The following is a 17,148-nucleotide window of genomic DNA, read 5'->3' as shown; positions in this document are numbered from 1 at the left end:
CGTCAGTCGAGCGAAATAGTATAATTTTCGATCACAGTGTTCGCGAGGAGTTTTTCGCACATGGCCTTGAGGTCGGCTTCGGCCTTGGCCTTGTCGGCGCTTTCGAGTTCGAGGTCGAAGACCTTCCCTTGGCGGACATGGCCAATGCCCATGAAGCCGAGGCCGCTCAACGCCCCTTCGATTGCCTTGCCCTGCGGATCGAGAACGCCGTTTTTCAGCGTGACGGTTACACGAGCCTTGATCACTTCTTCTTCCCTGTCTTTGACCAGAACGTCTTACTTGACCAAAACCGGGCCTGTGCCGCGCACAGGCTCGTTTTCGTTGATGATGCCGAGGCGACGCGCTACTTCGGAATAGGCTTCGAGAAGCCCGCCCATATCGCGGCGAAAGCGATCCTTGTCCATCTTCTCATGGGTTTCGATGTCCCAGAGGCGGCAAGAATCGGGAGAAATCTCGTCGGCAAGGATGATGCGCATCATGTCGCCTTCAAACAGCCGGCCGCATTCGATCTTGAAATCGACAAGCTGAATGCCGACGCCAAGGAAGAGACCGGTCATGAAGTCGTTGACGCGTATGGCGAGTGCCATGATGTCGTCGAGCTCGGCGGGATTTGCCCAGCCGAAGGCGGTGATGTGTTCTTCCGAGACCATCGGATCGTCGAGAGCATCGGATTTGTAGTAGAATTCGATGATCGAGCGGGGCAGAACCACGCCTTCCTCGATGCCGAGGCGCTTGGCCAGCGAACCGGCAGCGACGTTGCGCACAACGATCTCGAGCGGGATCATCTCCACTTCCCGGATCAGCTGCTCGCGCATGTTGAGCCTGCGGATGAAGTGCGTCGGGATGCCGATCTTGTTCAGATGGCTGAAGATGTATTCCGAAATTCGGTTGTTCAGAACGCCCTTGCCATCGATGACTTCGTGTTTTTTCTTGTTGAAGGCCGTGGCGTCATCCTTGAAGAACTGGATCAAAGTCCCCGGTTCCGGTCCCTCATATAGAATCTTGGCCTTGCCCTCGTAGATACGGCGGCGACGGTTCATTTTAGTTGTTCTCTGTCGTTGGCGCTCTTGGGATAGCGCGAGTGGATGGATCTCGTGGCGTCCCCATAAAGGAAAAGAGAGAGTTTCACAATGCGCCTGTCACTCCTTCCCCGGATTCCAGATATGTAGGCACGCGACCCAAGAGAATCGAAGATTTTCTGGAGATAAGCTTACAGTTTTTTGTGATGCGGTGGAATCAAAGCCGACCGCGCGGCCCCTTATGCAGGCTTTATTTGCTGCGGTTGCTTTTGATCTGCTGGCGAAGAACGCTCTGAAGGGCGTAGGCGTCTGCGTCGTGCCGCCGCCATCCCGCATTGCGTACAAAAGCCGGTATTTGCATGGCCGGCATCGGTCGAGCCAGCGCATAGCCCTGCAGCATGTCGCAGCCAAGATCGCCAAGGATGCGGACATGATCCATGCTTTCGACACCCTCGGCCGTGACAAGGATGTTCAGCGAACGGCCGATATCGATGATGGAACGGACGAGCTTTCTCTGCTCGGCCGACTGCGGCAGCATGCGGATCAGTTCCCGGTCGATCTTCAGCGTGCGCGGACTGAGCTTGAGCAGGCTGACGATCGAGGCGTGGCCGGTACCAAAGTCGTCGATCTCGATATCGATCCCGAGCTTGCGCAATTGCCTGAGATTGGACAGGACTGCATCGTCGCAATCGTCAAGCGATATGGATTCCAGGAGCTCGAAGGACAGGATGCCCGGCTCGATCTTCAGCGCCCGCAGTTTCTTGCCAAGGCCCGGATCGCCCAGGCGCCTAGAAGAGACATTCACCGAGAGCTTCGGAGTGACGAAACCCTCTCTCGCCCATGCGGCGCGATCGGCCAGCCCTCGTTCCAGGATCAGGCCGTCGATCGCTGAGACGACGTCAAGATCTTCGGCAATCGTCAGGAAGTGGCCGGGTGTCAGCAATCCGTGTTCCGGATGCCGCCAGCGCGCCAGCGTCTCCACGCCGGCAACTTCAAGGGTATGGGCATGAAACTGCAGTTGATAGAAGGGAATGAATTCGTTGCGCTCCAGTCCCTGCAGCATTTCGTCCGACAAGCGCTTGGCCGCGATGATGGTGCGGCGGGCGTCCTTGGAGAAGAATTCATGGCGGTTGCGGCCTGCGGCCTTGGCACGGTAAAGCGCGATATCGGCGTTGAGTAACAACTGCTTTGCGTCGAGATCCTTGCCGCTTTCCGCGGCGATGCCGATGCTGGCGCCGAAGCGACAGTCATGGCCCTCGTAGCGGACCGGCTTGCTGAGTTCGCGGATGATTCGGGCTGCCATATTGGAAAGCTTCTTCGGAGAGCTGTCGATCGTGCAAAGCACGACGAACTCGTCGCCACCGATGCGCGCAACGAAATCGCTCGAGCGAACGCAATCCTTCAGCACCCTGGCTGCATGTTTCAACATGGCGTCGCCGGCGCGGTGGCCGAGCGTGTCGTTGATCTGCTTGAAGCGATCGAGGTCGATATGCAGGATCGCGAGCGTCAAGCCACTCTCGCGGCATCCGGCGGAACGCTCGTCGAGGATGCGGTCGAGATAGCGGCGGTTGGGGAGTTCCGTGAGAAAATCGTGAAGCGCCAGATGCTCGATGTTTTCCCTGGCGGCTTCGAGTTCCCGGTTACGGGCTTCCGCCAGATCTTTCGCCTTCTGAAGATCGTTGCGAAGACTGACCTCTTCGGTGACATCCCAATTTGCGCCGATGAGCTTGCGCTTTCCCTCGGCATCCAAGAAGAAAGCCGAACGGGCGCGAATGACGCGTTCGGCGCCGTCGCCGCGGATGATGCGGAACTCCTGCAGCAGGCCGCGGTCTTTTTCCAGGCTTGCTTCTAGGTTCTTCAGCGTGCGCTCGCGGTCGTCTGGGTGCAAGGCCTGCTCCCATGCCTCGCTGAGCTTCACGCGAGGCGTGCCTTCAAGCCCGTACATCGCCAGCAAGCGGTCGTCCCACTCGACTGTTCCAGCGTTAAGATCGGCTTCGAAAACGCCTATGCGCGAGATGTCGAGAGCGAGATCCAGCCTGCGCGACAGGTGCTCGAGCATCTCTTCGGATTGTTTGCGGGCCGTGATGTCCGTGTCCGTGCCGACGATGCGGACAGGAGCGCCGCTTTCGTCCCATTCCACGCAGGCGCCGCGGCATTCGATCCAGACCCAGCGGCCGTCCTTGTGGCGCTCCCGGTACTCGAAGACGTGAAAATCCGGGTCGCCTGCGATCTGCCTCTCGATGGCCATTATGACGAAATCGCGGTCATCGGGATGAAGAAGCTTGAGCCATTCCTCGTAGTCTCCGTCGGCTTGCTCGTGTGGAGCCATGCCGCGGATTTCTTTCCATGTATTGGAGTAGTATTTCGTGCCGGTGAGGTTGTTGTGGTCCCAGACGCCGAGGCCGGAGCCGACGAGCGCATAGTTCCAACGGCTCTCGCGCTCGGCCAGATCGGAGGTGTCCGGTGCCGGTTCCATCGCAAGCTTGTTGCCAGTATTGATCGCGCTGATCTGTTTTCGCTGCTTCACTGTGCGCTCGCTCAATTCGCGTGCCTGCAGTCTGAAGTCATTGAATAAAATAACTGTTAAGCAGTGCCTGGAAGACGTGGAAAACTTTCGGCTTTCCAGAGCCTAAGGCTTCAGGCGGCTCAGGAACTGCGCAAAGACCATCGTTCCCTCGGGCCAGGGGCCATGACCTGACTCCGCGTTGATATGGCCGGATTCACCGGCGTCGATCAAAAGCGAGCCCCAGCTTGCTGCAATGTCATCGGCATGCTCGTAGCTGCCGAAGGGATCGTTGCGACTTGCCACTGTAATCGCAGGAAACGGCAGCGGATCGCGCGGGTAGGGGCCGAACGTCATGAGGTGTTTCGGGCGGATATTCGGGTTGGCGACGTCCGGTGGTGCCACGAAGAAAGCGCCGGCCACCTTCTTCCGGAAATGCGGGATCGCATGGATTGCCGAGGGAATTCCGAGCGAGTGGGCGACAAGGACGACGGGGCGGGACGAGGCGTTCACCTCCTCGGCGATGCGGGCGACCCAATCGTCGCGGACTGGCTTTGACCATTCGGCCTGTTCGACCCGTCGCGCCGTGCTGAGCTTTGCTTCCCAGCGGCTCTGCCAGTGGTCGGGGCCGGAATTCGTGTAGCCAGGGATGATGAGGATATCGATGTCTGAAGCTTTCATGATCCCGCCGATGTGAGAAAGCTTGACGGTTCTGTCAAGGGAAAGCGCGACAAGGGCGGTGAAATTCGTTATGATCGCGCCATTGCCGGTTGCGGTTTCTCGTGTCGGCTGCGTCAATGCCGATGCATTTCCGCCGCCGGCCGATCGGCTTACGGAGGAGAAAGCCATGTCGGCATTTCATGTTATGACAGGATCAGGCGAGCGCTACGCACGTCTCGCTATCAACAAGATCAGCACCGCGGACGTCTTCGACGCTTTACGTCGCGGGCTGGACGATTTTCGCGAAAAGCCCTCCCATTACGTGTTCTTGTGCCTCATGTATCCGATTGCCGGCATTTTCCTTGCCCTTGCGTCGTCGGACGCCAACCTTCTGCCGATGATCTTTCCGCTTATGTCCGGATTTGCGCTGATCGGGCCGATTGCCGCCATCGGACTCTACGAAATCAGCCGCCGCCGCGAGGCCGGTCTTGATACGTCGTGGACGCATGCGCTCGACGTCAGACATTCGCCGGCCTTGCCGTCGATCATCGTCGGCGGGCTGCTGCTGTTCGGCTTCTTCATCGTCTGGCTCGTCGCAGCGCAGACGCTCTACACGAACCTGTTCGGCGATGTTTTCCCGCGGTCGATCGAAGTGTTCATTTCCCAGATCTTCGGTACGCCCGAAGGCATGCAACTGATCATCTGGGGCAATCTGCTCGGGCTGGTCTTCGCCATCGTGGTTCTGGCGACGACCGTCGTCACCTTCCCCCTGCTTCTCGATCGCGATGTAGGACTCGTGGCTGCTATGGCAGCTTCGATACGCGCAACTGTCGTCAATCCGGTGCCGATCATGCTGTGGGGCCTGATCATTGCTGCGGCGCTGGTCATCGGCACGATCCCGCTATTTGTCGGGCTGGCACTGGTGATGCCTATCCTCGGCCACGCAACATGGCATCTCTACAGAAAATTGATTACGCCTGCGTAAGGCGCGATGCAGCCTGCGTCACGCAAGCGGAACCTGCAGCCTCCTTCAAAGTTGATCTGAGGATGTCTTTGAATGAGGCTTTCTTGCCAGCAGCACGTCCTTACCCGCTTGGGCGGACGGGCCGGCCATCTGCGTTCTCGCAGTCTCGGCCGTCATTGTCCAGGCGGGTTTGGGGCCGTTATTTGACTGTTGTCAAACCTGCCGGTTGATCAATACAGGCACGAAGAGCTGACTGGGAAAAGCCGGACGGAGGCGGGCAATGCAATCCGGGCGGAGCTATGAAGCCGCAGAGCCGGAAAACAAACGCGCTCGCCATCGAGATCGCGCAAGGCAGAAATGACAGCGGCGCCGTTGCTGCGGCGCCGTTTTCGAATAGATCCAGTTCACCCAAAAACGCGCTTGAAGATCGTATCGACGTGCTTGGTATGGTAACCGAGGTCGAACTTTTCTCGGAGATCGTCTTCCGAAAGTGCCGAGCGGACGTCCTCGTCGGCGAGCAGTTCTTCGAGGAAATCCTTGCCCTGTTCCCAGACCTTCATGGCGTTACGCTGCACGAGGCGGTAGGCGTCCTCCCGGGAAACGCCTGCCTGGGTAAGGGCCAGGAGAACACGCTGCGAATGGACAAGGCCGCGGAACTTGTTGAGGTTCTTCTCCATGTTCTCGGGATAGACCACGAGCTTTTCGACGACGCCGGCCAGGCGGTTCAGGGCAAAATCCAGGGTAATCGTCGTATCCGGGCCGATGGCGCGCTCGACGCTCGAGTGGCTGATATCGCGCTCGTGCCACAGCGCTACGTTTTCCAGTGCCGGAACGACCGACATGCGCACCAAGCGGGAAAGTCCGGTTAGGTTTTCGGTCAACACCGGGTTGCGCTTGTGCGGCATGGCAGACGAGCCCTTCTGGCCCGGCGAGAAGAATTCTTCGGCCTCCAGAACCTCGGTGCGCTGCATGTGGCGAATCTCGATTGCGATGTTCTCAATCGACGATGCGATGACGCCGAGTGTGGCGAAGAACATCGCATGGCGGTCGCGCGGAATGACCTGGGTCGAGACCGGCTCAGGCGTGAGGCCGAGCTTGGCGCAGACATGTTCTTCGACGCGAGGGTCGATATTGGCGAAGGTGCCGACAGCTCCGGAGATCGCACCGGTGGCAATCTCGGCGCGTGCTGCGACGAGGCGGGCGTGGTTGCGGCCCATCTCGGCATAGAAGCGGGCGAGGGTGAGCCCCATGGTGGTCGGCTCTGCGTGGATGCCGTGGCTGCGGCCGATGCGGACCGTGTCCTTGTGCTCGAAGGCGCGCGTCTTGAGTGCTGCGAGTACACGGTCCATATCGGCGAGCAGAATGTCGGCGGCCCGCACCAGCTGGATGTTGAACGTTGTGTCAAGCACGTCGGACGAGGTCATGCCCTGGTGCACGAAACGGCTGTCTGGCCCGACGAATTCAGCTAGATGCGTCAGGAAGGCGATGACGTCATGTTTAGTAACCGCTTCGATCTCGTCGATCCTGGCAACGTCGAACTCTGCCGCGCCTCCCTTTTCCCAGATCGTCTTTGCCGCTTCCTTTGGAATGACGCCGAGTTCGGCCAACGCGTCGCAGGCATGTGCTTCGATCTCGAACCAGATGCGGAACTTGGTTTCGGGCGACCAGATGGCGACCATCTCTGGGCGGGAGTAACGCGGGATCATGGCTCACTGCTTTCGTTGCGAGGAAGACTATCTGGCGCCCCTGTAGCAAAGACGCGCGGTAATCTCAACGCATGCGTTTTGCAAGGACGTAGCTGGTTGCAAGCAGGCAGACGAGACCGAACGGCAGGAAGAGCCGCAGACCGAGCACCAGGAACTGATAGACCGCATTCGCGCCGGTGAAGATGAACTGGTAGGTCCATACGAGGCTGCCAAACGGGGCATGCCAGCGCGAATAGAAAATGCGGTAGTCCATCGAAAAGAGAAATGCCGTCATCAGCATCGTTCCCGCCGTCAGGCAGACGAAGAAGGCGGCAAAGCGTGTCTCGATCCGGCGCCGGTAGGCGAAGAAGCGGCCGATCGGCAGCATGAAGGGCCAGGAGAAAAGGCCGCCGGCGAAATAGAGAAGCGCCAATTCGGCCGCGTGTTCCGTCTCGAAACGGTTGCGCATGTAAAGCGACGCCATCGCCGAGGCCATCATCATGAGGCCCCAAACCGCGGCGCCGCCAAACAGCTCGAAATAGGGTGGTCTGGCAGCGCGTATCCGGTCCATCGTCAACGATACGCCGATTTCATGAGCGCCCGTCGTTTGCAGCGCTTCGCAGATCGCTGATGGCGGTGCGGTAGGCTTCGACGGAGGCACCCTTGAAAATCGCCGAACCGGCGACGAGCACATTGCCGCCGGCCTTGCCGATGATCGGCGCGGTCTCAACCGTGACCCCGCCGTCGACCTGAAGTTCGATCGGCCTGTCACCGATCAGGGATTTCGCGGATGCAATTTTCCCGGCCATCGCGGGAATGAATTTCTGGCCGCCGAAGCCGGGATTTACCGACATGATGAGGATGAGGTCGATGTCGTCGAGAACGCTCTCGATCGCCGACAACGGCGTTGCCGGATTGATCGTCACGCCGACCTTCTTACCGAAATTGCGGATCGTCTGCAGCGAGCGGTGAAGATGCGGTCCTGCCTCAGCATGAACGGTGATGCGGTCGCAGCCAGCATTTGCGAAGGCTTCCAGATAAGGATCGGCCGGCGAGATCATCAGGTGGCAATCGAAAGTCGCGTCCGTATAGGAGCGCAACGACTTGATGACGTCGGCGCCGAAGGAGATGTTCGGGACGAAATGGCCGTCCATGACGTCGAGATGGATCCAGTCTGCGCCTGCCGCCGTCACATCGCGCACCTCCTGTCCTAGCTTGGCAAAGTCCGCAGCCAGAATGGAGGGGGCGATCCGGATCGGCAGGGTCATGACACTCTTCTCTCTCCTTGAGGAACTCGCGGCGGTTTAGCAGGGCTCAACCGAACGGGCAACAGCATCGTCGCTGCACCTGTGACCTCCGCATAAAACGCCATTTTCGTCTCGGGCTAATCTTTAGGCCCGTCAGGCGCGGCGAAGGTGCCGCGGCGCCATTCCAACAGTCTGTAAGGGTTCTCCGAAAGCTCCTGGCCAGCCGTGAAGGTCAGATCGCCGATTGGCGTAGCGAACGTCGTGCCGACGAGTTTTTCCGCTACCGTCTTTCCTTCTGTCGTGGCGGCCGTTACCGCCTGCTGCGCGACGGCCGCTGCTGCGGCTGCCGGCAGGACATAACCTTCAGGCTCGATGCCTTGGGCGCGCAATGCCGCCGCTGTAGCTTGCGCGGGCTGCAAAGTGTCGTATTCCGGCATGGTGACCGCACGCACGCCGTCGGGAAGCGGCAGCGGCTGGTTTGCCGCGCGCATCGCATCTCCGCCCAAAATAGCGAGCGGAATCCTCTCCGCTGCGGCATCCCGGGCGATGACTGCGACGTCGGCGCGGTCGCCGCCGACGAAAACCTTCGTGGCCCCGGCCTTCTTCAGGCGGCGGACGAGGGCGATCTGCTGGTCCTGACCGGGGCGATAGGTGTCCGTAAAGACGGGCTTCAACCCCTTTTCCTCAAGCGCATTCCGGATGGCTTCGGTCAGTTCGCGGCCATGGATGGTGCCGTCTTCGATGAGGGCGATCGGCGCCGCCTCCCAGTCGTTGAGGATCGCTTCGATGATGCGTGCGGCTTCAGCGCCATCAGCTGGCGCCAGCCGAAAGAGCGGCCAGCCGTTCTTCAATGCGTCTTCCATCAGAATGCGTGCGCGTACCGAGACGGTGATCGCCGGAATGTTTGCATCCTTGAGCTTCGGCAGTGCGCTTTCCAGCGTCTCGCTGCAGAGAAAGCCGATTGCGACTTGCACCTTGGCGTTCACCAGTGCATCGGCAATCGCGGCACCACTGTTTTCCTCGCAGGGCTCGTTGATTGTGACGATCGTATTGCCGTCCTTGGTGATCTGATAGTTCGCTCCGGCGAAAATCTGCCCGCCAAGCTGCTGCAGGTCGCCGCCCTGCGGAGCGACGACGCCGATCGTGACGCCCGCGGCATTGCTTTCGGCTGCTGCAAGAAACAGCATCGAAAAAGCCGCTATGCCACGCAGAATATTCATGAAAATCGCCGCTTCCCTGTCGCCCTTCATGCCCTTTTAGCGGCCCGGCGGCAATCGTCAAAGAAAAACAGGCGGAATGCGCGGCATTTCGTCGGCTTCATTGTAGAAAAGGTAACCGATGGCATCCATATTAGCGGCACAAGAACAGGCGGCGCGGCCGCAGGAGACAGCATTTGTTGAACAGGCAGCCGATCGATCCGCAGCTGTATCGCGATGCCATGAGCCGTTTCGGCGGTCATGTGCAGCTCGTGACGACGGTGCTTGGCCAGACACGGCGCGGGGTCACCATCACCGCAGCCTGTTCGGTGTCCGACGATCCGGCTTGCGTCCTTGTCTGCCTCAACAACAGCAATCCGAAGAATGATATCTTCTTCCAGAGCGGCATTTTCGCGCTGAACACGCTCGGCGCGCATCATCAGGCGCTGGCCGACGCCTTTTCCGGACGCAAGCCGATGAGCAACGACGAGCGGTTTGCGACCGGCAAATTCGACAAGCTTGTCACAGGTGCCCCGGTGCTTTGGGATTCGCTTGCCTCCTTTGATTGCAGGGTGATGGAAATCAAGGAGATGTCCACCCATCACATCATTTTCGGTGAGGTCGTGGCCGTGCGTTTCAACGAAACAAAACCGGCCCTGCTCTATATGAACCGGGACTACCACACGCTATAACTCCCCAAAAGGGAGGACAAATGCCCGATCATCCACTGCCACCCGCGTCTATCGACGAGACGATCGCCATGCTGGCAAGAGAGGATTATCTCGCAGGCCGGTCGCTGGCGACGGTGCTCTTTCTCGCCCTGAAGATGAAGCGGCCGCTGTTTCTTGAAGGAGAGGCCGGCGTCGGAAAGACCGAGATCGCGAAGGTGCTGTCGAAGGCGCTCGATCGGCCACTGATCCGGCTGCAATGCTACGAGGGCCTCGATATCGCATCGGCCGTCTACGAGTGGAATTATCCGGCGCAGATGCTGGAGATCCGGCTTGCTGAAGCTTCTGGATTGACCGACCGCAGCCGTATCGAATCCGATATTTTTTCTGAACGCTACCTTATCCGTCGCCCCGTGTTGCAGGCGCTTTCGTCCGTGGAAGGCCGTGCGCCGGTCTTCCTGATCGACGAGCTCGACCGTACCGACGAGGCCTTCGAAGCCTTCCTGCTGGAAGTGCTCTCGGATTTCCAGGTGACGATCCCCGAGCTTGGAACCATCAAGGCCGCCGAGCCGCCGATCGTCATCATCACGACCAACCGGACGCGCGAAGTGCACGATGCGTTGAAGCGCCGGTGCCTCTATCACTGGGTCGATTATCCGGAGGCCGCGCAGGAACTGGAGATCATCCGCCGGAAGGTGCCAGGCTGCAACGAGGCTCTCTCGCAGCAGATTGTCGCCTATGTGCAGAAGCTTCGAACGCTCGATCTCTTCAAGAATCCCGGCGTGGCAGAGACGATCGACTGGGCGACGGCCCTGACCGAACTCGACCGTCTGGCGCTCGATCCGGAGACCATTTCCGACACGATCGGCACGCTCCTGAAATACCAGGACGACATTGCGCGCATTCAGGGCGGCGAGGGCGCTCGTGTGCTGACGGAGGTCAAGGACGTACTGAGGGCAGCGGGTTGAAGACGAAGACGCAAGGGGTGCAGGATGGGTCGGTCGCTCCGCCGCTGCCGCCGGCCGAGGGCCGCTTTGCCGACAATCTCGTCTTCTTCGCCAGAGTGCTCCGTAACGCAGGGCTCAAGATCGGCCCGGGATCGATTGCCGATGCTATCGAAGCTGTCGAGGCGATCGGCATGGGTTCGCGCGAGGAATTCCACGCGGCGCTCTTTTCGGTGTTCGTCAAACGGCACGAGGACAAACCGGTTTTCGACGAAGCCTTCCGGCTTTTCTGGCGCTCCCGCGATCTCGTGGAGAAGATGATTGCGATGATGTTGCCGCGGGCGCCGGACAACCGTGAAAGGGAAAAGGCAAAGGCCGGCGAAACGCGCGCCAGCGATGCGCTCCTCGGTGATCGGCGCGACAACAGGCCCACTCGTGATGAGCCGGATGTCGAAATCGACGCGCGGTTCACGACCTCCGGAAACGAAGTCTTTCGGCGGATGGATTTCGCACAGATGTCGGCGGCGGAAATCGCCTTGGCAAGAAAGGAACTCGCGCGGCTGCAACTGCCGCTCGACAGCGTTCCAACGCGGCGTTTCAGGCAATCGCATGTTCACCGGCAGGTCGATCCGCGCGCGACGATGCGCTCGGCGCTGCGCACCGGCGGGTCGCTGATCCTGCCACGTTATCGTGAACACAAAGAAATCCAGCCTCCTTTGGTTGTGCTTGCGGATATTTCGGGCTCCATGAGCCAGTACACCCGTATCTTCCTGCATTTCATGCACGTGCTGACGGAGAGCCGGCGCCGCGTCCATACATTCCTTTTCGGCACGCGGCTTACCAATGTCACCAGGCAGATGCGCCACAAGGATCCGGACGAGGCGCTGAACGAATGTGCCGCCGCCGTCAAGGACTGGTCGGGCGGTACCCGTATCGGCGAAACGGTGAGGGAATTCAATCGGCTGTGGGGACGCCGCGTCCTCGGGCAGGGCGCGTTTGTGCTGCTGATCACCGACGGTCTGGAGCGTGAAGGCATCGAATTGCTGGCAGAAGAAATGGACCGGCTGCACCGATCCTGCCGGCGGCTGATCTGGCTGAACCCGCTTCTGCGCTTCGAGGGCTTCGAGCCGCGGGCTCGCGGGGTTCGCGCCATGCTGCCGCATGTTGACGAATTCCGTCCGGTTCACAATCTATCATCCTTGAGCGACCTCGCTGCGGCGCTCGGCGCGGGCAGATCGCCGGCGCACGATCCGCGGCGCTATCTCGACAGAATGAGAGGTTATGCATGAGCGAGACGTCTTTCGGCCTCGATCCCCTGATGACGGCGGAGGAATGGATGAAAAGCGGCCGCAACGTTGCCATCGCAACGGTCATCGAAACCTGGGGCTCGGCACCCCGTCCTGTCGGCAGCCATCTGGTGATCGATGATGACGGAAATTTCGAGGGCTCGGTCTCCGGCGGCTGCGTCGAAGGTGCGGTGATCGCGGAGGCAATGGACGTCATAGGCGACGGCAAGGCGAGGATGCTGGAATTCGGGGTTGCCGACGAGACCGCCTGGCGCGTCGGGCTATCCTGCGGCGGCCGCATCCGCGTCTTTGTCGAAAGGCTTACCTGATGGACGCCGCCAATCTGGAGCAATTGAACGCCGCCCGGCGGGCACGCAAGGCCGTGATACTGGTCACCAATCTGGAGCATGGGACGGATCGCGTGATCGTCGAAGGCGGGCCGGTAGACAGCGCACTGAGCGATACCGTCGCTGCGGCATTCCGTTCCGGCAAGTCCGGCATCTGCGAGATCGATGGTGGCAGATACTTTCTGAATGTGCACCGGCCGCCAGCCCATATCGTCATCATCGGCGCGGTCCATATCAGCCAGGTTCTGGCGCAGATGGCGGCGCTTGCAGGCTTCGACGTCCACATCATCGATCCGCGAACCGCCTTTGCAACGCCGGAGCGTTTCGCTGGCATAGATCTCACCGCCGACTGGCCGGCCGATGTGCTGAAGGACCGCCCGCTCGATTCCTATACAGCTGTCGTCGCGGTCACGCACGACCCGAAGATCGATGATTTGCCGATCGCCGAGGCTCTTCGTAAGGGATGCTTCTATGTCGGTGCGCTCGGCAGCCGCAAGACCCACGTTTCGCGTCTCGAGCGGCTGAAGAAGGAGGGCCTTTCCGAGGGCGAACTTTCGAGGATCAAAGGCCCGATCGGGCTCGATATCGGCGCCTCGAGCCCGGCTGAGATTGCCGTTGCGATCCTTGCGCAGATTATCCAATCCTTGCGCTCGCGCGACGTCGCGTCTCCGAAAGGTGACAAGGCATGATTTTTGGCGAATTTGATGTCGGCGGCGCGGAAGGGCTCGTACTCGCACACTCAATCAAGATGCCGGATGGGACTCTGCCCAAGGGCCACGTGGTTGACGCTGCCGACATCGAGCGGCTGAGGAACTCGGGCATCGAAATGATCGTTGCGGCACGCCTGGAGGACGGCGATCTCGGCGAGGACGAAGCGGCGGCACGGCTGAGTGAGGCAATCGCACCGGATCATCTCCGCTTTTCGGAGGCTGCGACCGGCCGAGTCAACATCTATGCTGCGGCGGATGGGCTTTTCGTGGCTGACCGGGAGACGGTCGATCGGCTGAACCGCATCGATCCGGCGATCACGCTCGCCTGTCTTGCCGATCATACACATGTCAGCGCCGGCGACATGGTGGCGACCTTCAAGATCATTCCCCTGGCGGTTCGGGGCGCGAAGATAGATGCCGCCTGTGCGGCGCTTCGCGCGACCGCGCCATTTCAGGTGAAGCCGTTTGCCGATCATGCCGTTTCGCTGATTGCCACGGAACTGCCTTCGCTGAAAGGGTCGGTGATGGACAAGACGGCGCGCATCCTGGAGCGCCGGTTGGCTGCTTGCGGCAATCGCCTGCTGCGGGAGCGGCGCGTGCCGCATGAGACGAAGGCTCTTGCCGCTTCGATCCAGGACATCATGACGATTCCGGAGAAGGCGCCGAAGCTCGTCATCGTCTTCGGCGCCTCGGCGGTCATCGACGCGGCAGATGTCATTCCGCAGGCAATACGCGAGGCGGGCGGGCGTATCTTGAGCGTCGGCATGCCCGTCGATCCGGGAAATCTGATGGTCCTCGGCAGCATCGGCGATACTTATGTCGTCGGCGCGCCTGGTTGCGCCCGCAGCCCGAAGGAAAACGGTTTTGACTGGGTTCTCGACCGCATTCTGGCCGGTGAAGAGCCGGGTGCGCATGAGGTGAGCGGAATGGGTGTCGGAGGCCTGCTGATGGAGATACAATCGCGGCCGCGGCCGCGCGACGTGCCTGCCAGGAATCGTGCCGACGCGTCGGTTGCGATCGTCCTGCTTGCCGCCGGCAGGGCGCGCCGCATGGGTGAGGGCGGCCAGCACAAGCTGCTGGCGGAATTCGATGGCATGCCGCTGGTGCGCCGCTCGGCATCGATAGCTGTTGCCAGCAGGGCTTCGTCGGTTGCGGTCGTAACGGGCCATCGCCGTGCTGAGATTGAAGCAGCCCTTGATGGCTTGAGCGTGCAGCAGGTCTTCAACGCCGACTATGCTTCCGGCATGGCAAGTTCTCTCGCTGCCGGCTTCGCACATGCCCATGCGAGCGGCGCAGATGGCGTCCTTGTCATGCTTGCGGATATGCCGGGGGTCTCGACGGCAAACCTCGATCAATTGATCAAAGCATTCAAGCAGGCAGAGGGGCAGGCGATCGTTCGGGCGGTCTGCGGAGGTAAACGCGGAAATCCGGTCATTCTGCCGCGATCACTGCATCATTCAGTACTTGCTCTGGAGGGCGATGTCGGCGCGCGCCACATCGTCGAGACGGCGCGGCTGCCAGTCGTCGATGTCGATATCGGCGAGAGTGCGCATCTTGACGTGGATACGCCGGAGGCGATTGCCGCAGCAGGCGGCATATTGAAGGGATAGCAATGGACGCGGCCGGCATAGAGGAAATGTTTCAGGGGCTTGGACCGGTGACGATCAAGCGTATGTTCGGCGGCAAGGGGATCTATCACCTCGGCCGTATCGTCGCGGTCGAAGTCGGCGGCGAGGTGCTCCTCAAGGCCGACGACAAGAGCTCGCCGGAGTTTTCCGCAGCAGGCTCCAGCCAATGGTTCTACGAGGGCAAGAAGGGCAATCCGGTGAAGATGCCTTATTGGTCGATCCCCGACGCGGCCTATGACGATCCGGATGAAATGGCGAAATGGGTGCGCCTTGCCTACGAGGCGGCGCTTAGAGCCGAATGATCAGCGAAAGTCCTCATTGTCGAGGTAATCGATTGCAGCCTTGGCAAAGTCGGAAAGTGGTGTCGGCAGTTCGGATCGCGTGAACCAGCCGAAATCCGACAGTTTTTCCGGTTCCGTCAACTGCGGATCGCCGCTGACTTCTGTAGCGATATAGAGAAACGAGACCCAATGCTGCGCATCAGCGCCTGAGATCACTTCCGCATGGCCCAGAAGTTCGGCTCGAGCAATCGTCAATCCGGTTTCTTCCTCGGCTTCGCGGCGCGCGGCTTCGGCAATGGGCTCCATATGATCGACCTTGCCGCCGACGATACTCCAGTGACCTGCCTCAGGCGCAAGTATGCGCTTGTAAAGCAAAATCTTGCCGTCGCGCAAAATCACCAAGCCGACGCCGAGACCTGGAAAATGAATACCAGGCTTTCCCATCGGAAGATCAGATCTTGGCGTTTGCGGCGATCAACATGAAGGCGGGAATATCGTCGCCGAAGCCGACTGGCGTCGGGCCGTCGTCATGGTCGCGATAGCGGCGGCGCTCGCGATTATCGTCGTTTGCCGGATAGGGCCGTGAGTTGCGCGCGTTGTGTTGCGGCTTGTTTTCTGCTTTGCGCTCGTGCTTCACGCTTTCGGCCTTTGCTGGTGCTGCTGCTTCGATGGCTTCGGCGGCATTATCATCGGCGCCGATATCAGTTTTATGACCGCGACGGTCCTTGACGCGGCCGCGGCCCTTGTCGCGATCCCGGCTGCCTGTGCGGCGCGGGCGATCGTCTTCGCGACCGGGTTCGGGAGGCGGAAGAGCGGAAAGATCACCATTCAGCCACTCAACCTTCTCGCCGATCAGCTTTTGGATCGCGTCGGCATGTTTCTGGTCACGGCCTGTGACAATGGTGAAGGCAGCGCCCGAACGGCCCGCACGGCCGGTGCGGCCGATGCGGTGCACGTAATCCTCGGCATGGATCGGCACGTCGAAGTTGAAGACGTGGCTGACATCGGGAATGTCGAGGCCGCGGGCAGCGACGTCGGAGGCGACGAGTAGTTGCAGCTGTCCATCGCGGAAGCTTTGAAGCATGTTCGTGCGCGAGCGCTGGTCCATGTCGCCGTGGAGCGCGCCGACGGAAAAGCCATGGCGTTCGAGCGAGCGGAAGAGGTCGGCCACGTCCTTCTTGCGGTTGCAGAAGATGATGGCATTCTTCAAGTCTTCCTGCGCGCGAACCAGATCGCGCAGTGCGGCGCGCTTCTCATAGTCCTTGGCGTGGGAAGCAACGAAACGCTGCGTGATGTTCTTGGCGGCGGAGGCCGGCTTTGCGACTTCGATCCGCTCAGGATTTTGCAGGAATCGGTCGGCGAGCTTCTGGATTTCCGGCGGCATGGTCGCCGAGAAGAACAGTGTCTGACGCGTGAACGGGATGAGCTTGGCAATACGCTCGATATCGGGGATGAAGCCCATGTCGAGCATGCGGTCGGCTTCGTCGATGACCAAGATCTCGACGGCGCTCATCAACAGCTTGCCGCGCTCGAAATGGTCCAGCAGACGGCCCGGCGTGCAGATGAGGACGTCGGCACCGCGCTCGAGCTTACGGTCCTGGTCTTCGAATGAGACGCCGCCGATCAGCAGCGCGACGTTCAAGCGGTGGTTCTTGCCGTATTTTTCGAAGTTCTCCGCGACTTGCGCGGCGAGTTCGCGCGTCGGCTCGAGGATGAGCGTTCGTGGCATGCGGGCCCGGGCGCGGCCCTTTTCCAGCAACGACAACATCGGCAATACGAAGGATGCCGTCTTGCCCGTTCCCGTCTGCGCGATCCCGCAAATGTCTCGGCGCTGCAGGGCGAACGGGATTGCTCCTGCCTGAATAGGAGTGGGGATCGTGTAGCCGGCGTCGGTAACGGCGGAAAGCACTTTTTGGCTTAGGCCAAGGTCAGCAAATGTCGTCAAGGGGAAAACTATTTCCGTTCAGGTTCGGCCATACTCTGGTTGAGTCGGCGGGATTGCATGCCGCA

At 60.4% G+C, this 17,148-nt stretch carries 18 protein-coding genes; 8 read left to right on the top strand and 10 right to left on the bottom strand.

The window, feature by feature from the left end:
• Positions 1-2: 2 nt before the first annotated feature.
• The 4 genes from purS to AM571_RS10755 all read right to left on the bottom strand — a co-directional run bounded on the left by purS (position 3) and on the right by AM571_RS10755 (position 4,203).
• Positions 3-245: a phosphoribosylformylglycinamidine synthase subunit PurS gene (gene purS, locus AM571_RS10770; protein WP_074061390.1), complete on the bottom strand. Its 243-nt coding sequence runs from the start codon at positions 243-245 to the stop codon at positions 3-5.
• Between the two features lie 30 nt (positions 246-275).
• Complete coding sequence (gene purC, locus AM571_RS10765; protein ID WP_022715264.1) at positions 276-1,040, bottom strand: phosphoribosylaminoimidazolesuccinocarboxamide synthase; 765 nt, start codon at positions 1,038-1,040, stop codon at positions 276-278.
• A gap of 229 nt (positions 1,041-1,269) precedes the next feature.
• Positions 1,270-3,495, bottom strand: a complete 2,226-nt coding sequence (locus AM571_RS10760; RefSeq protein WP_081377140.1) for a putative bifunctional diguanylate cyclase/phosphodiesterase — start codon at positions 3,493-3,495, stop codon at positions 1,270-1,272.
• A gap of 153 nt (positions 3,496-3,648) precedes the next feature.
• Positions 3,649-4,203: an RBBP9/YdeN family alpha/beta hydrolase gene (locus AM571_RS10755; RefSeq protein ID WP_074063175.1), complete on the bottom strand. Its 555-nt coding sequence runs from the start codon at positions 4,201-4,203 to the stop codon at positions 3,649-3,651.
• A 166-nt stretch (positions 4,204-4,369) separates the two neighbouring features.
• Between AM571_RS10755 and AM571_RS10750 the strand changes: the two genes are divergently transcribed.
• Positions 4,370-5,167, top strand: a complete 798-nt coding sequence (locus tag AM571_RS10750) for a DUF2189 domain-containing protein (RefSeq protein WP_074061389.1) — start codon at positions 4,370-4,372, stop codon at positions 5,165-5,167.
• Between the two features lie 383 nt (positions 5,168-5,550).
• Here the strand turns inward: AM571_RS10750 and purB are convergent, their stop codons facing one another.
• The 4 genes from purB to AM571_RS10730 all read right to left on the bottom strand — a co-directional run bounded on the left by purB (position 5,551) and on the right by AM571_RS10730 (position 9,298).
• Positions 5,551-6,852 (bottom strand): adenylosuccinate lyase, encoded by a 1,302-nt coding sequence (gene purB, locus AM571_RS10745; RefSeq protein ID WP_074061388.1) that lies wholly within the window; start codon positions 6,850-6,852, stop codon positions 5,551-5,553.
• 64 nt (positions 6,853-6,916) lie between these two features.
• Positions 6,917-7,402, bottom strand: coding sequence for a hypothetical protein (locus AM571_RS10740; RefSeq protein WP_074061387.1), 486 nt, complete (start codon positions 7,400-7,402; stop codon positions 6,917-6,919).
• A gap of 19 nt (positions 7,403-7,421) precedes the next feature.
• Complete coding sequence (rpe, locus tag AM571_RS10735) at positions 7,422-8,099, bottom strand: ribulose-phosphate 3-epimerase (RefSeq protein ID WP_074061386.1); 678 nt, start codon at positions 8,097-8,099, stop codon at positions 7,422-7,424.
• A 116-nt stretch (positions 8,100-8,215) separates the two neighbouring features.
• Positions 8,216-9,298, bottom strand: a complete 1,083-nt coding sequence (locus tag AM571_RS10730; protein ID WP_074063174.1) for an ABC transporter substrate-binding protein — start codon at positions 9,296-9,298, stop codon at positions 8,216-8,218.
• Between the two features lie 173 nt (positions 9,299-9,471).
• On the opposite strand from AM571_RS10730, the gene AM571_RS10725 reads away from it, so the two are divergent.
• The 7 genes from AM571_RS10725 to AM571_RS10695 are packed head-to-tail and all read left to right on the top strand — an operon-like array spanning position 9,472 to position 15,159.
• Complete coding sequence (locus AM571_RS10725; RefSeq protein WP_074061385.1) at positions 9,472-9,966, top strand: flavin reductase; 495 nt, start codon at positions 9,472-9,474, stop codon at positions 9,964-9,966.
• Between the two features lie 20 nt (positions 9,967-9,986).
• Positions 9,987-10,910, top strand: a complete 924-nt coding sequence (locus AM571_RS10720; protein ID WP_074061384.1) for an AAA family ATPase — start codon at positions 9,987-9,989, stop codon at positions 10,908-10,910.
• A gap of 17 nt (positions 10,911-10,927) precedes the next feature.
• Positions 10,928-12,175: a vWA domain-containing protein gene (locus tag AM571_RS10715; RefSeq protein WP_074063173.1), complete on the top strand. Its 1,248-nt coding sequence runs from the start codon at positions 10,928-10,930 to the stop codon at positions 12,173-12,175.
• A complete protein-coding gene (locus AM571_RS10710; RefSeq protein WP_074061383.1) occupies positions 12,172-12,501 on the top strand; it encodes an XdhC family protein in 330 nt (109 codons plus the stop codon). The genes AM571_RS10715 and AM571_RS10710 overlap by 4 nt, the downstream gene beginning before the upstream one ends.
• The gene (locus AM571_RS10705; protein ID WP_074061382.1) at positions 12,501-13,208 is read left to right on the top strand and encodes an XdhC family protein; all 708 of its coding nucleotides are present in this window, start codon (positions 12,501-12,503) and stop codon (positions 13,206-13,208) included. Before AM571_RS10710 ends, AM571_RS10705 begins: the two co-directional genes overlap by 1 nt.
• Positions 13,205-14,839 carry an NTP transferase domain-containing protein gene (locus AM571_RS10700; RefSeq protein WP_074061381.1) on the top strand — a complete coding sequence of 545 codons (1,635 nt, stop codon included), beginning with the start codon at positions 13,205-13,207 and terminating at the stop codon, positions 14,837-14,839. Before AM571_RS10705 ends, AM571_RS10700 begins: the two co-directional genes overlap by 4 nt.
• A 2-nt stretch (positions 14,840-14,841) precedes the next feature.
• Entirely contained in the window at positions 14,842-15,159 is a 318-nt protein-coding gene (locus tag AM571_RS10695) for a TfoX/Sxy family protein (protein WP_074061380.1), read from the top strand.
• Here AM571_RS10695 and AM571_RS10690 read toward each other — a convergent pair whose 3' ends face one another.
• Entirely contained in the window at positions 15,160-15,582 is a 423-nt protein-coding gene (locus AM571_RS10690) for an NUDIX domain-containing protein (RefSeq protein WP_074061379.1), read from the bottom strand.
• Between the two features lie 7 nt (positions 15,583-15,589).
• Positions 15,590-17,083 carry a DEAD/DEAH box helicase gene (locus AM571_RS10685; protein WP_074061378.1) on the bottom strand — a complete coding sequence of 498 codons (1,494 nt, stop codon included), beginning with the start codon at positions 17,081-17,083 and terminating at the stop codon, positions 15,590-15,592.
• Positions 17,084-17,148: the final 65 nt, after the last annotated feature.

The sequence above is a fragment of the Rhizobium etli 8C-3 genome, assembly GCF_001908375.1.
In the GTDB taxonomy this organism is placed as follows: domain Bacteria; phylum Pseudomonadota; class Alphaproteobacteria; order Rhizobiales; family Rhizobiaceae; genus Rhizobium; species Rhizobium etli_B.
This window is presented reverse-complemented; position numbering and strand designations above follow the sequence as displayed.